The organism is Cellvibrio sp. KY-YJ-3 (assembly GCF_008806955.1).
Lineage (GTDB): Bacteria > Pseudomonadota > Gammaproteobacteria > Pseudomonadales > Cellvibrionaceae > Cellvibrio.
Genome location: NZ_CP031727.1, coordinates 161,448 through 176,850, shown reverse-complemented (window position 1 = coordinate 176,850; position 15,403 = coordinate 161,448). Strand labels below are relative to the sequence as shown.

The window sequence follows — 15,403 nt, the reverse complement described above, 5'->3', positions numbered from 1 at the left end:
CGGTACGCGGGCTTGGTGGCACTTGCCTCGTTACTTCACGTAGCGCGCTTCAGTGCTATCGTTTCTGTCCCACACCTTGCCGTCGCTGTAGCTGCGCAGCAGTTTGATGTATTCAGCGTGAGTCCAGGCCAGTGGGGTTGCGCCATTGGTACCTTCGCCCAGCGGGTAGTTGTAGGTGTCGTTGCCGCCTACACCGTCCCACACTTGCTCAGGCAACATCATGCCTTCGTTGGCAAACAGCTCCATGGCTTTCACATAGGTGTTGCGCAGTGAGTCTATATCGACACTAGCATTGGCTTTTGCCAGTTCCAGCTCGTAGTGACCACGCTCACCGGTGAAGAAGGGCCAAACGCGACCACGGCCATCACTGGAGTTATTGGCTTCCACATAGCCTTTGCCTGCGCTGATCTCTTCGCCGTAGCCGTCAATGCCATAGCGGCGCCAGCCGGGGAATGTGCCCTCCACGCCGGGGAAGGTGAATTCGTATTTGGTGCGCAGCAAGTCTGGCAGGTTCAGGTTGTCGTACTCGGGGATGGTTTCCAGTACGTGCTTGTCTGTTGCCGCGCGCACACCGTAGCGCACCAGTTCCAGAAAGCCGCCATCGATCACCTGCGATTCATCGTTGATCACCTGCGCGTTGCTGGTGCCCAGTGCCGAGCGATCATTGGGGTCTTCGTTGGCGTTAATGCGCAGGTAGTACTGGCCGTTACCCAAATCGCCGGTGAGCGAGCCATTGGTGGTAAAGGTTTTGGCCTCCAGCTCGCTGGAATACTTGTCGGCCGCTGCGAGGTATTTGGCCGCACCTGCGCTGTCGCCTGCCTGGGTGGCGATATCCGCCGCCGACACCAGCCCGGCGATAATCGCTGCGGTGGTTGAGGGTGAATAACCTTGTTGCTCTTCCCAACGCTCTTGTTGGGTATAGGGTGGTTTGATGAGGGTATCGTTCCAGAGGATTTTCACCTGGCCGCCGCTCACGAGGAAATCAGCCGCCGGTTTGAGCATTTTGGTGTACCACTGGGCGATTTCCGCATCGCTAAAAATGCCTTCTTTCCACAAACGCCAGCCGAGCATGAGCGGCATGCCGGTTTGATCCAGCTGGACACCCACCCATTCCACTTCGCCATCCACATGGGTTTTTTGCAGGAACCAGCCAGGAATGCCGCTGTAGCCGGCAATTTTTTCACTCGCCTGGATTTTTTCCAGATATTCAAATGCGATACGCGGTGACTCGCGGTCACCCAGGGCGAGCATCGCCATGGCCACTTGATAAAAATCGCGTGGCCATACGGCCTTGTAACCGGTGGCAGATTTCTCCGCCGATTTGGTATCGCCCCAAGGGTTGGAGAGTGAGGCGATAAACGCACCGGCGTGAGTTTTGTCTTCCTGCGCTTTTAACACCATGGCGCTGGTGTAGGCCAGCTTGCCGCCGTCGGTCGCCGTGGCAGAAAGTTTTTCCAGTGCGGGCAGGGTTTGTAAAAAGTCTTGCCAGCCGATGGCGTCGCCATCGCCGTTGTAATGGGCGAGCACTTTGTCGTAGCCCTTACCCAATGTTTGCTCGGCAGCAGCGGAACTTTCACTGCCGCTTTTGCCAAACCCAAGTACCAAATCCCACTGCGCACTTGCGCCGTTTTTAACCTCGGCGAGTTGCAATGTCAGCGCCACATTGCCGGGTGTGTCACCGGTATTGGTGTAAAGCTGGGTGAGGCTGCCGTTTTGTTTTAGGTCGGCAATGCCGTCAGATACCCCTTCAAAACCCACGGTGCTTTGTGCAACCGGTGCAGTGGTTTTTACCGTCATGCTGCTATTGCCATCGGTCGCGACCCACACGCCATCGGCGTAACGCACACTGTCATTGCTGCCGGTATTGGCAATGGATGGATTTACATACACATAAGGTGTCACATCGGCAGTTAGCGCGCGAAAGACCACACGCATCATCAATGCTTGTGAATCCGGGTCAGTAAAAATGTGTTTTTCAATTTCGTATTTGCCTTCTTTATCGCGATTCACAATTTTGTAGGCAAGGGATTGCGGGCGCCCCTGGGCATCCGTTGTTAAATATTCGATGGTAGAAATGGTGTCTTTCTTTTCTTCGTCGAGGAAGCCGTCGCCTTTCACCAGCAATTGCAGCTCTTGCAGTTGTGCTTCATGAATCAGGCCGTACATGGTTTCGGTCAACACGCCTTGGGCGATGGAAAACCACACTTTGGAAATGGTGCCGCTGGCGCCGGTGTCTTGGTAGGCGCCGTCGGTGTATTGTTCATAGGAGGTGCCAATACCGGTTTTGCCGGCATAAGCCCACACGGCGGCATTGCCGGGCGCACCGGGCGCTACCGCAGTTTGGGTAGCGGGTGCCGAGGTTGTCGATGAGTTATCGGAGCAGGCGCCCAGTAATAGGCTGCCGCTCACCAACAGGGCGAGTAGGTTTTTTTTCATGACAAAATCCTCGTATCAAAATCACTATTATTTATTGGTGTCATTTTGTGTGGTGATCTTTGCTGTAAGATCGACCAGCCATAACAGATATGACAACCAAGTCACATTAGGTGTTGGCAGGATTCAACTCAAGCAGGTGCATACGTATTCACCTTGCATACGTATGCAGGAAAGACTAGCCCAGATTTTTCAGGCGCGTTAAAACGCAGGGCAAAAAAGTGGCCTGCCGGTTTTATCCGGAAGCGCAACGGGTTTGGATGCGTTTATGAATACGTATTCTATGGTTTTTGTAACGATAAATATCATCACAGCGATCTGCATACGTATGTAGTCACTTGGCGAAAAAACAGTGCTGGCGTATGTTGATATCACGCAATACAAACACTTCACGGGTGTTTGTGAAATCAATATAAAAACTGAGACTTCTGTAATGACAACAACTCCCTGGTGGCGCGGTGCAGTGGTATACCAGGTATACCCACGCAGTTTGATGGATGCCAATAACGATGGCATTGGTGATATTCCTGGCATTATCAGCAAGCTCGATTACATTGCGAGTTTGGGGGTGGATGCGATTTGGGTATCACCCTTTTTCAAATCGCCCATGAAGGATTTTGGTTATGATATTTCTGACTATCGCGATATAGATCCGATTTTCGGTACGCTTGCAGACTTTGATGAATTAATTGCCAAGGCGCATGAGCGCAACATCAAAATTATTATCGATCAGGTACTCAGTCACACCTCGGATCAACACGCCTGGTTTACTGAAAGCCGCGAATCGCGCGATAACCCCAAAGCCGATTGGTATGTGTGGGCAGATCCACTGCCCGATGGTACACCGCCCAATAACTGGCTCGCTATTTTTGGCGGCTCTGCCTGGGAGTGGGAGCCACGTCGCTGCCAATATTATTTGCACAACTTTTTAAAAACCCAGCCCGATTTGAATTACCACTGTGATGCAGTGCGCGAGCAAATTTTGCAGGAAGTAGAATTTTGGTTGAAGCGCGGTGTTGATGGCCTGCGTCTGGATGCCATTATCTTTTGTTTCCACGATAAACTGCTGCGCAGCAACCCCGCCAAGCCGGAAGCAGAGCGCCGTGGTCGTGGTTTCCGCGAAGATAATCCCTATGCCTTTCAGCGTCACGTATACGACTGTGATCGCCCGGAAAATTTGCAGTTTTTAGAATCGCTGCGCACATTAATGGATCGCTACCCAGGCACTGTTACCCTGGGTGAAATTGCCTCGGAAGATTCGCTCAAAACCATGGCCGAATACACCGCCGGTAATTCGCGCTTGCACATGGCTTACAGTTTTGAATTGTTGGTGGATACCTTATCCGGCTCTTACATTCGCGAAACCGTAGAAACCCTGGAGCAGAATTTAGCGGAAGGTTGGCCCTGCTGGGCGATTGGCAACCACGACGTGGTGCGTTTTATGTCGCGCTGGGGCGGTAAAGACCAATCTCCACAATTGGCAAAAACCTTGAATGCGATGTTGTTTTCACTGCGCGGCAGCGTGTGCAGTTATCAAGGTGAAGAGTTGGGTTTAATTGAAGCGCCCATTCAACAGCACGAATTGCAAGATCCTTACGGCATCACCTTCTGGCCGCGCTTTAAAGGTCGCGATGGTTGTCGCACACCTATGCCCTGGAATCACACAGAAACCTACGCTGGTTTCTCGCAAGTAAAAACCTGGCTACCGGTTCCCTCGGCGCATAAAGAGCAAGCGGTGAGCCTGCAAGAATCTGATCCGGCTTCTATTCTCAATGCGTACCGCCAATTTATGAATTGGCGCAAGGGCCAGCCTGCATTGCGTTTGGGTGATATCCAATTTATTGCTGATGGTGTGAATTATTTGGTATTTACCCGCAGCTATGGTGATGACACTTTGCTATGTGCGTTTAATTTTTCCGCACAAGAAAATCTCATCCATTTAGATGCGGCGTATCAACTAAGCGCCATAGAAGGGCACAGTTGCACAACGCTTGCCGGGCAATATGAACGTTTGCCAGTACCTGCCTATGGCACGGTGATCGCGCGCTTGGCGAAATAAGGTTTTCATTCCAATATTCTGCTCCGGTTTTCTTTTAAACCGCTCTTCAAACATCAGTGTTCGGTCAATGCAGAGGGCTTCGGCCCTCTTTTTTTATCTTAAAAATTAATCACTGCCTTACGCTGTATTCAAAAACTGCAAAAAGGTTTCATAAAGAATGTGAATGCATACGTATGCGGTGGTTTGAATACGTATGCATTCTATTGTGAGTGTCATCCCCCTGCGCCTACTATCGCCGCAACGACAAGTTTGTATCGCTTTACGTGTATAGCGTAAGGACGCTGTTGTTATTACACACAATCTTAAAAATAAGAGTAGTTTTCCGCGGAGAGAATTCATGAAGAAACAAACCTTTAATCACGTACTCGCGATGGCGGCCACTATGGCGCTGGTGTCGGGTTCACAAGTTGTTTATGCGCAACAAGGTGCTAATTCACAAAGCAACGCTACTGAAAAAGACATTGAAGAGGTAGTAGTAACCGGTTTCCGTCAAAGCGTGCTTAATGCCCTCGATGCAAAGCGCAGCTCCGATACGGTTATTGAAGCAATTTCAGCAGACGATATTGGCGGCTTGCCCGATGTTTCGATTGCCGACTCTCTCTCCCGCTTGCCTGGTGTCACTTCTGTACGTACTGGTGGCCAAGCGAGCGAGTTAAATATTCGCGGGATGAGTGGTGATTTTGTATTTGCAACCATGAATGGTCGCGAACAAGTCAGCACCAGCACCGGCCCAATTGCCGGTCGTAAAATTGAGTTTGATGTATATCCATCAGAATTGATTTCACAAGCGGCAGTATACAAATCACCAAAAGCGTCCTTAATTGAAGGTGGTGTGGCTGGTTCGATTGAGTTAACTACAGTAAACCCGCTCAAAAACTCAAAAGAACATTCATTTAATGTGGGTGTTCGTGGTAGTTCAAATAGCCGCACCTCTGAAGTTGAAGACGCGATTGATTTTGGCCATCGTTTCAACGCTTCTTATCAAGGTAAGTTTGCAGATGAAACTATCGGTTTTGCGCTTGGTTACGCCAAGTTAAGTGCTCCCAGTGTTGCAAATCAATATATTGGTTTGAATTACAATGGCCAGCGTAATATTGATGCCGATGCTGACAACGAATTTGTTAGTGAAGGTATGGAAATGCAGCAGCGCGGTGGTGAAGAGCAGCGTGATAGTTATTTAGCGACTGTTGTTTGGGAGCCTAATGAAAGCTTCACATTGAAGGGCGATGTATTTAATACTAAAGCTGACTCAGAAGCATTTGCTCGTGGCTTCCGTGTAAAAACTTTGCACTCTGAAAATACAGTTATCACTAACCCGGTAATTGTCGATAACAATATGATTGGCGGTACTGTCTCGGGTGATGGCACTAGCAATTTTGCAGTGTTTACCGTTAACGACAATGACTCACGTGAAGCTGAAGTGTTGTCTTATGGTTTGAATGCTGAATGGCGTCTCAATCAGTGGACTATCAACGCTGACGTTTCTTTCTCTGAGTCAGATGGCGACTTCCAAAATGGCGGCACTCGCGCGTTGTTATATAACGATACCAGCGTTGCCAATCCAGTGCGCTCGGCAGAATCGATCACCTATATCAACAAAGGTTTAAAGCCCGCCGATTTCTTTGCTAGTCAGGATTATACTAATCTGAATCGAATTGCATTGACTGAGGTTGGTCAGTGGCCGTTCATCACTCACAATGAAATCAATGCCCAGAAAATTGATGTGAAGTACGAAATGGATACACCATTCATTACTTCTGTTGAAGCGGGTATTCGTAACTCTTCGCGTGAGTACACTGGTGCACGTGGGCAAGATGGTTACGGCTCTGAGTTCGGCAATCATCCATCACAATTCCCTATCGCTTTGACTGACGATATGGTTAAAGTTGTTGAGTTCGGTGGTGACCTGAAAGGTATGCCAAACTTCTTCGCAATTGACTTCGATGACGCTGTTGCGGCTGTAGAGGCCGCACGTGGCCGCGATTGGAATCCGGTTGCAAACTGGGAAAACAACTGGACTATGATTCAGTCTGGCACTGTGACTGAAGACGTACTTGCCGCCTACGTAATGGCTAATTTTGCAACTGAATTGGGCGCTACACCTGTTACCGGTAATTTAGGTGTACGTGTTGTAGAGTCGGATCAGTCCAGCGATGGTTATTTGCAAATTGGTGCCGGTGCTGGTCAGCCTATTACCGACGAACGCGGCGTGGTTAGTAATGATTATGTGACCAACACAATGGGTCAAAAATATACTGATTACTTACCATCTTTGAACTTGAATTTCCAAATTACAGATCAAGATAACATTCGTTTTGCTGCGGCAAAAGTAATGTCTCGCCCACCCGTTAGCCAATTAAAATCAGGCGCAGGCTCGTGGATTGATGGTGAGGACAGATTTAATGCGTGGGGCAATACCAGTCCTTTGCTTGATCCGTTTTATGCAAATCAATATGACTTGTCTTATGAACATTATTTTTCTGAAACCGAAGGCGCAATCGTTGTAGCGTTGTTCCGTAAAGACATCGAATCTTTTATTGAGCAAATTACGTTGCGTGGCGTTGACTTCGAAGCCTTAGGTTTTAACGTGCCGGACATCAATCCTAATACCGGCAACCCATTGCAGCCAGGTGGTGAATATCAAACTGCATACAACAATACTAAAGGCGGTTACATCCAAGGTATTGAGTTGGGTTATACACAGACGTTTGATTTCTTGCCTGGACTTTGGTCTGGCTTGGGTCTAAGCAGCAGCTATTCTTATACAGAAAGCGATGTAGAACGCATAAATAATCTTGGTGGTGAGGAAAAAGACATTGGCATGCCTGGTCTTTCTCCAAGCAACCTAAGTACTACATTGTTCTATGATTATGAGGGATTCTCTACTCGTTTGAACTATCGCTATCGTGAAGCGTTTGTTGCGAACCAGGTCGCTGTTGAAACTCAGGAAGTTTTCTATGCCGATGAATCAGTTGTTGACTATCAAGCCTCTTACGAATTTGAAAGTGGTCTTGAATTGGTATTCCAGGTCAATAACTTGACGGATGAACCTTCCAAAACCTATTTCGGATCAGAGGCTCAGACTGGCTCTATTCAATACTTCGGTCGTCAATACTTCTTTGGTGTGAACTACAAGATGTAAAGGTCAAATGACTTTGTATTGACGAATCACCCACATGGCCTTCCATGTGGGTGATTTTTTATTTGGTTCACCCTTTTCATGCATCGTTATAAAAAGGATAAATAAAATGAAAAAACTCATCCTATTCATATCACTCCTTTGTGTATTGCCAGTAATGGCACAGGAAGCCGGGTTAAAACGCATAGAACCCGCCAACTGGTGGGTTGGCATGAAATACAATCAAGTCGAATTACTGGTGCATGGCGATAATCTGGGTGTAACTACCCCTGCCGTGAACTACCCTGGCGTAAATATTATCAATATAAAAAAATCCGATAGCCCGAATTATTTATTTGTCACTATCGATATAGCAGCAACTACAAAGCCGGGAAAATTCCCCATTGAATTTATGCGCGATGGGAAAATACACAGCCGTGTTGATTATCAATTATTGGCGCGTGAAAAAAATTCCGCTCAACGTCAGGGCTTTTCACCCAAAGATGCCATCTATTTAATTACGCCGGATCGTTTTGCCAATGGCAATATCAATAACGACGCTATGCCCGGCATGTTGGAACAACCCAGTCGCGCTTACAAAGGTGGGCGCCATGGGGGTGATATTGCAGGCATGGAAAAGCATCTGGATTACATCGCTGCCATGGGTTTCACCCAAATTTGGCCCAACCCGCTCACCGAAAACAATATGGAAAAATATTCCTACCATGGTTACGCCGCAACGGATTTATACCAAATCGATGCACGTTACGGCACTAACGAAGAATTCAAAACTTTTGTACAAAAGGCACAGAAAAAAGGTATTGGAGTTATTCAGGATATAGTGCTGAACCACATTGGCTCCAACCACTGGTGGATGAAAGATCTGCCTGCAAAGGATTGGTTAAATTTTCCCGCGGAATATAAAGAAACCAATCACCGCCGCACCACGGTGCAAGACCCTTACGCCGCACCTGCCGATAAAGAATTATTTGTGAGTGGTTGGTTTGTGCCCACCATGCCGGATTTAAATCAGCGCAATCCACAGCTCGCCAATTATTTAATTCAAAACAGTTTGTGGTGGATTGAATACGCGGGGCTGAGCGGGATTCGTGAAGACACCTATGGCTATGCCGATCAGGAATTTTTATCGCGCTGGGCAAAAACTATTATGGATGAATATCCCCATTTTAATATTGTTGGCGAGGAGTGGAGCCCGAATCCTGCGGTGGTTGCGCACTGGCAACGCGGTAAAGTTAATGCCAGCGGCCATGTGCCGCACATGCCAAGTGTGATGGATTTTCCCATTCATGAAACCTTGCGCGAGGTGTTGCATGAGGAGGAGTCCTGGGATAAAGGTTGGGTGCGTCTGTATGAAATGCTGGCCAATGATTTTGTATATGCCGATCCCTTGAATCTAGTGATCTTTCCTGAAAACCATGACACCTCCCGCCTTTACTCTTACCTGAATGAAGATGTTGATTTGTTTAAAACGGCAATGGTGTATATGGCCACTATGCGTGGTATTCCGCAATTTTATTATGGTTCGGAAGTGCTGATGACCAGCCCCCGTGAACGCGACGATGGCGCTGTGCGTGCCGATATGCCCGGCGGCTGGCAAGGCGATACTAAAAATGCGTTCACCGGCAAGGGCTTAACTGCCCAAGAGCGCGACATGCAGGAGTATGTAAAAACCCTGCTGAATTGGCGCAAAAAGTCGGCGGTGATTCATCACGGAAAACTGCAGCACTTTTCACCGGGAGATGGTTTTTATGCATATGTTCGCTATTCGGATAACCAAGCCGTCTTGGTGGTGCTGAATAAAAATGCGCAGGAAAACCTGTTGGACTTACAGCCCTACCAAACGTTTATCGCGGGTAAAAAAAGCGCGCGCAATGTGCTGACTGGCAAAAAAATAGCGCTGGATAAGCCGATAGTTATGCCCGCAAAAACGTCGCTAATAATTGAACTGCAATAAAAATATTTTTATTAACAATAGCTCGCTGTTGTGGCGAGCCATTTATTCAGGTTGTATGGCTATGAGTGAATATAAAAAAATACTGTTGACCGGTGCCGCTATGCTGGCATTAAGTTTGGCAATTGTAGGGCTGGTAGCCTGCAATCAATCCACTGATCGCGCGGAACAAACTCCCACACCAGTAGTACACGGCAAGCCGGTGGTGTATCAAATATTTACTCGCCTTTATGGCAATACCAATACCACCAATAAACCTTGGGGGACTTTGGAAGAAAATGGTGTGGGTAAATTTAATGATATCAACGAGACTGCGCTTAAATCGATTAAAGAGTTGGGTGTTACTCACGTGTGGTACACCGGTGTACCGCATCACGCCGTCATTCGCGACTACACCGCTTTCGGCATTAGCAACGATGATCCTGACGTAGTAAAGGGTCGCGCCGGTTCACCTTATGCGGTCAAGGATTATTACAACGTTAACCCGGATTTAGCTGTTGACCCAGCAAAACGCTTGCAAGAATTTGAAGCGCTAATCGCCCGCACCCACGCGCAGGGCATGCGAGTTATTATCGACATAGTGCCTAACCATGTGGCGCGTCGCTATGAATCATTGAGTAACCCGCCAGGAGTGGAGAGCTTTGGTGCGCGCGATGATGTGAGTGTGGAATACCGACGGGACAATAATTTTTATTACGTGGTAGGCGAAGACTTCCTTGTGCCAGAAGCGCAAGGCAATTATCAGCCGCTGGGTGGCGATTCACATCCCCTAAGTGATGGCCAGTTTGATGAGAAACCGGCGAAGTGGACCGGCAATGGTTCGCGCTTGGCGCAACCAAAATTTGATGACTGGTATGAAACCGTAAAAATCAATTACGGTGTGCGCCCCGATGGCACCAAAGATTTTCCTGAATTACCCGCAGACTATGCGCAAAAAGATCTACTCGCCCACGCCCAATTCTGGCAGGGTAAGGATGTGCCGGATTCATGGATTAAGTTCCGCCAAATTGCGGAATATTGGTTGGCAAAAGGGGTAGATGGTTTTCGTTACGACATGGCCGAAATGGTGCCAGTCGAATTCTGGAGTTATTTAAATTCCGCGATTAAACAAAAAAATCCCCAGGCATTTTTGTTGGCTGAAGTGTATAACCCGGCCGAGTATCGCAATTATATTCGCATGGGAAAAATGGATTACCTCTATGACAAAGTGGAAATGTATGACGGCTTAAAAGCGGTAATGCAAGGTAAAAGCGGTACCGAGGTTATTGCGCAAGTGCAAGCGGGCATGAGCGATATAGAAGAACACATGCTGCACTTTTTGGAAAACCACGATGAGCAGCGTATTGCCAGCCCCGAGTTTGCGGGCAGCGCCGAAAAAGCCAAGCCGGCGATGGTGGTATCCACGTTGATTAGTCGCTCGCCGACCATGTTGTATTTCGCGCAGGAAGTCGGTGAGGCTGGCGAGCTGGGTTCCGGTTTTGGCGACCCGTCGCGTACTACGATTTTTGATTATGCCGGTGTGCCCGCGCACCAACGCTATATGAATGGCGGGAAGTTTGATGGTGGGCAATCTACTGCGAGCGAAAAAGCGCTGCGGGGATTTTATCGTGAGTTATTAAATTTATCGCATCACAGCGCCGTAGCCGAAGGGGAGTATCGCGAGTTACACAGCCACAATATTTCAGCAGCAGGCGGTTACACCAATAAATTATTTGCATTTACCCGTGCCACCCAAACACAGAAATGGATTGTGATAAGCAATTTTTCAGGCGAACAAAGTGGCTTGGTAAAATTATTATTACCTGCCGCTACTATAAAAGACTGGGCGCTGAATGAAACTGCCTATGAATTGTCAGCCAAGCTGGCCCACGGCTCACAATTTTCAACGCTAACAGTGAATGAAGACGTTGCCACTGTTGAACTTGAATTGGCAGCCTACGATTCGTTGGTTTTGGAAGTTGTAACAAAAAACTAATACATTCTTTGATGTGAAATTTATGATCAAAAAAATTGTAATTTTGGGTGGTGGTACTGCCGGTTGGATGGCGGCCAATATTCTTGCCAAGCGCTGGGCTAAATATTCCGTAGAAATTGCGCTAGTTGAGTCTAGTGATATCGGTATTATTGGCGTGGGTGAAGGGTCAACACCACAGTTAAAATCATTTTTTGATTATATGGAGATTGCCGAAGCAGAGTGGATGCCAGCCTGTAATGCAACTTATAAGACCGGGATCCGCTTTTGCAACTGGTCAACCAAACCAGGTTTTGAAAATTACTTTCATCCTTTTCCTGCGCAGCCGGATGATTATTCGGCACCTGCCTTTTTTTATAATTGTTTTGTGCGACGCAAGGGCGCTGATGTTTATGCTCACCCGGATAAATTTTTCCTGGCGACCTATCTTGCCAAACACCAGCTAGGGCCAAAACCTGCGCACCATTTTCCTTTCCAGCTAGGCTATGGTTATCATTTTGACTCTTCGCTGGTAGGGTTGTTTTTAAAACAACACGCGGCGAAGTTGGGAGTGGCGCACATAGATGCACGAATAACGGAAGTAAAACTGGATGCACAAGGATATATAAGCCACTTGTTGACAGAGAATCAGCAGCCTCTCGCTGCGGATTTATTTATCGATTGTTCCGGTTTTGCCGGCGTGCTAATTCAACAAGCGTTAAAAGTACCTTTTATTAACTTTTCTAGTAATTTATTTAATGATTCGGCAGTTGTTATGCCTACCTCTGCTGCTATGGATATAACCCCACAGACCACCGCTACTGCATTAAACGCCGGCTGGATGTGGAATATTCCTCTAGTTAATCGTATTGGGAATGGTTATGTCTACAGCTCGAATTATTTATCAGCTGATATGGCTGAGACCGAACTACGACAAAAATTGAACTTGCTAGATAAAGATGTCCCAGTACGACATTTAAAAATGAAAGTGGGGCGTTTGCAGCATCATTGGGCTAAAAACTGCTTGGCAGTTGGCTTGTCTCAAGGGTTTATTGAGCCGCTGGAGGCAACGGCATTGCATTTGGTGCAGGAAACAGTCTTGGGGTTTGCGGAAGCTATTGAGTTGGGGGATTTTACCGATCGTGAGCAGGCGAACTTTAATCGTTCTATTAACCAACGTTTTGAAGCGGTGCGCGACTACATTGTATGTCACTATCGGGTGAACTCCCGCACGGACACCCAATATTGGCGCGACAATGCTAACAACAATTCACTTTCAGATTCCTTGCGTGAACTGCTGCAGGTATGGGTTGGTGGTGGGAATTTGACTCAGGAAATTGAGCGGCAGAAAATTGGTTGTTATTACCCATCTGCTTCATGGCATTGTTTGCTTGCCGGGTATGGTCTATTCCCAACACAGGATCAGCTTTTGCCAGGCAATGAAGTTGCTCATAAATATAAAATGGAAAATATTGAGAATTTTATTAGCCGCTGTGCATTAAACTTTAGTTCGCACCGCGAACAATTGAATGATTTGGTTGCGAAGCAACAGGTTATGTAAGCTCGTTTTAATAATTGTAAAGCCTCCTCTTGAATACGTATGTAGTGGATTGGTGGTGATTGGTTGGTTAAGTATTCTGCGTCGCGCACGTGCATAACAATAACCAATCAACCACCAGGATGTCTTTATGAGTCAGTCCACTGTATCGTCTATGTTTGTTCCCGTTCGTTTTGTTTTTATTTTTCCCTTTTTTTTTATTTTGTTGTGCTTCGGTATTGCCATTAGCAGTTTAGCCAATGCTAATCCCGCTAACTATAATCTCAAACATATAGAGCCCATGCATTGGTGGGTAGGGATGCATAATCCTGAATTACAAATTATGGTGCATGGAGAGGCAATTGCCGAGCTACATCCCAGTGTGAATTATTCTGGCGTAACAATAAAAACTGTCGAGCGAACCACGAATAAAAATTATCTGTTTATCAATCTGCATATCGCAACTAATGCAAAGCCGGGCAAGTTGGAGCTGCAGTTTAGCGATAAATCCGGTGTGCAATTGCGGGTTCCCTATGAACTGCAAAAACGTCGTGCTGACTCTGCGTTGCGTGATAGTTTTTCTGCGAAAGATGTTATCTATTTAATTACCCCGGATCGTTTTGCCAATGGTAATCCCGCTAACGACAATCATTCATCGATGGTGGAAGTTGCGGATCGCACCAGCCCGATTGGGCGTCACGGTGGTGATATGAAAGGGATTCAAAACAATCTGGATTATATCGCGCGTATGGGTTTTACCATGATTTGGCCGACGCCGATGATTGAGAATAACCAAGCGGAATATTCTTACCATGGTTATTCACCTACCAATCTTTACCAGATGGATCCGCGTATGGGTTCCAATGAGGATTATAAAAACCTGGTAGCGGCCGCCCGTAAAAAAGGCGTGGGTTTTATTCAGGATATAGTGTTGAACCATATTGGCAGCGGCCACTGGTGGATGCAGGATTTACCTGCTGCGGATTGGTTGAATTTTCAATCCGGCTTTGTGCCCACCAACAACCAACACACCACCGTACTGGATATTCATGCGGCGCCGGAGGATATCAAACACTTTACCGATGGTTGGTTTGTGGAATCCATGCCGGATATGAACCAGCGCAATCCGTTGCTCGCGCGCTATTTAATTCAAAATACCATTTGGTGGATTGAATACGCCGATCTGAGTGGTGTCCGCGAAGATACTTACGCTTATTCCGACAAAGAATTTTTGGCGCGTTGGAGTAGGGCCGTATTGGATGAATACCCCCATTTAAATATCGTCGGTGAGGAGATGAATTCCAATCCGCATATTTTGGCTTACTGGCAAAAGGGAGTGGTTAATCGCGACGGTTATGTCTCCCATTTGCCAACATTAATGGATTTTCCGGTGGTGTATTTAATGCCGGAAGTGTTAAACGCGGAAGAAACTGCTAGCAATGGGCTGATCAAGCTCTATGAAATGATCGCCAATGATTTTGTCTATGCCGACCCGATGAAGTTAATGCTGTTTCCGGATAATCACGATATGTCGCGTATTTATTCGCTGCTGCATGAAAATCTGCAATTATTAAAAACATCGTTATTGTTCACGGCAACTACACGCGGTATCCCCCAGTTTTATTACGGCACTGAAGTGTTAACCAAAAGCCCGCTCGTGCGTAACGATGGTTTGTTGCGCGCTGATTTCCCCGGCGGTTGGGCGGGTGACAAGGTGAATGGTTTTAGTGCCCAAGGTTTGAGTGCGGATCAGCGCGAGGTGCAAAACTATTTGCGCACCTTGCTCACTTGGCGTAAATCCAGTCGCGCCATCGCAGAGGGAACACTCACGCATTACATTCCTGAAAATGGTCACTATGTATATTTCCGCCGCTATGAGAAGGGGCAGGAACAGGAGCAGGTCATGGTGGTTATCAACAAAAATAAAACGGCCTCTGTGTTGGACTTAAACCGCTTTGGACGCCTGTTGCAAGGGCGCAACAATGGAGTAGATGTTATTAGTGGCAAGAAGGTGGATTTAACGAAACCGTTAACATTAGCCCCACTGGAATCAGTGGCAATTTATTTTTAATAACATTGTTTTGATTAATCTATTTACGATGGTTCGCCACCCTGTTGCCTTGGTGCATAGCGGTGGTGCGCTGTGATAGACCCCCATGCTCAAGTGTCGAGCCCCGCACAAAGTGTTACTTTTCTTCATGTTTTTTGCTTTTGCATACGTATGCAATTTGCGTTTTTTTATTCCTCATTTTTTGCATACGTATGTAGTTTGCGAATTAAATTTCTCGCTCATAGACTGATTAATAACACCCAGCAGTGTTTTTTCTGTTGGT

7 protein-coding genes are annotated in these 15,403 nt (G+C 47.1%); 6 read left to right on the top strand and 1 reads right to left on the bottom strand.

All coding sequences use genetic code 11. From position 1 onward, the window contains the following. Nucleotides 1-30 precede the first annotated feature (30 nt). Nucleotides 31-2,436 (bottom strand): glucan 1,4-alpha-glucosidase, encoded by a 2,406-nt coding sequence (locus D0B88_RS00755; protein ID WP_151054358.1) that lies wholly within the window; start codon nucleotides 2,434-2,436, stop codon nucleotides 31-33. Nucleotides 2,437-2,866: 430 nt separating this feature from the next. Between D0B88_RS00755 and D0B88_RS00750 the strand changes: the two genes are divergently transcribed. The 6 genes from D0B88_RS00750 to D0B88_RS00725 all read left to right on the top strand — a co-directional run bounded on the left by D0B88_RS00750 (nucleotide 2,867) and on the right by D0B88_RS00725 (nucleotide 15,141). After that, a complete protein-coding gene (locus D0B88_RS00750; RefSeq protein WP_191966481.1) occupies nucleotides 2,867-4,492 on the top strand; it encodes an alpha-glucosidase family protein in 1,626 nt (541 codons plus the stop codon). Nucleotides 4,493-4,829: 337 nt separating this feature from the next. After that, entirely contained in the window at nucleotides 4,830-7,634 is a 2,805-nt protein-coding gene (locus tag D0B88_RS00745; RefSeq protein ID WP_151054354.1) for a TonB-dependent receptor, read from the top strand. A gap of 106 nt (nucleotides 7,635-7,740) precedes the next feature. Continuing rightward, nucleotides 7,741-9,585 (top strand): glycoside hydrolase family 13 protein, encoded by a 1,845-nt coding sequence (locus D0B88_RS00740; RefSeq protein WP_191966480.1) that lies wholly within the window; start codon nucleotides 7,741-7,743, stop codon nucleotides 9,583-9,585. A 61-nt stretch (nucleotides 9,586-9,646) separates the two neighbouring features. Next, on the top strand, nucleotides 9,647-11,557 hold the full coding sequence (locus D0B88_RS00735) for an alpha-amylase family protein (RefSeq protein WP_151054352.1): 1,911 nt from the start codon (nucleotides 9,647-9,649) through the stop codon (nucleotides 11,555-11,557). 22 nt (nucleotides 11,558-11,579) lie between these two features. Then, nucleotides 11,580-13,094, top strand: coding sequence for a tryptophan halogenase family protein (locus tag D0B88_RS00730; protein ID WP_151054350.1), 1,515 nt, complete (start codon nucleotides 11,580-11,582; stop codon nucleotides 13,092-13,094). Nucleotides 13,095-13,221: 127 nt separating this feature from the next. Beyond that, nucleotides 13,222-15,141 (top strand): glycoside hydrolase family 13 protein, encoded by a 1,920-nt coding sequence (locus D0B88_RS00725; RefSeq protein ID WP_225318473.1) that lies wholly within the window; start codon nucleotides 13,222-13,224, stop codon nucleotides 15,139-15,141. Nucleotides 15,142-15,403 lie beyond the last annotated feature (262 nt).

Excerpts from the sequence above, each read along its gene's own strand:
- D0B88_RS00735 (WP_151054352.1), top strand. The coding sequence starts at position 9,647 with ATGAGTGAATATAAAAAAATACTGTTGACCGGTGCCGCTATGCTGGCA.
- D0B88_RS00725 (WP_225318473.1), top strand. The coding sequence starts at position 13,222 with ATGAGTCAGTCCACTGTATCGTCTATGTTTGTTCCCGTTCGTTTTGTT.
- D0B88_RS00750 (WP_191966481.1), top strand. The coding sequence starts at position 2,867 with ATGACAACAACTCCCTGGTGGCGCGGTGCAGTGGTATACCAGGTATAC.
- D0B88_RS00755 (WP_151054358.1), bottom strand. The coding sequence starts at position 2,436 with ATGAAAAAAAACCTACTCGCCCTGTTGGTGAGCGGCAGCCTATTACTG.
- D0B88_RS00730 (WP_151054350.1), top strand. The coding sequence starts at position 11,580 with ATGATCAAAAAAATTGTAATTTTGGGTGGTGGTACTGCCGGTTGGATG.
- D0B88_RS00740 (WP_191966480.1), top strand. The coding sequence starts at position 7,741 with ATGAAAAAACTCATCCTATTCATATCACTCCTTTGTGTATTGCCAGTA.
- D0B88_RS00745 (WP_151054354.1), top strand. The coding sequence starts at position 4,830 with ATGAAGAAACAAACCTTTAATCACGTACTCGCGATGGCGGCCACTATG.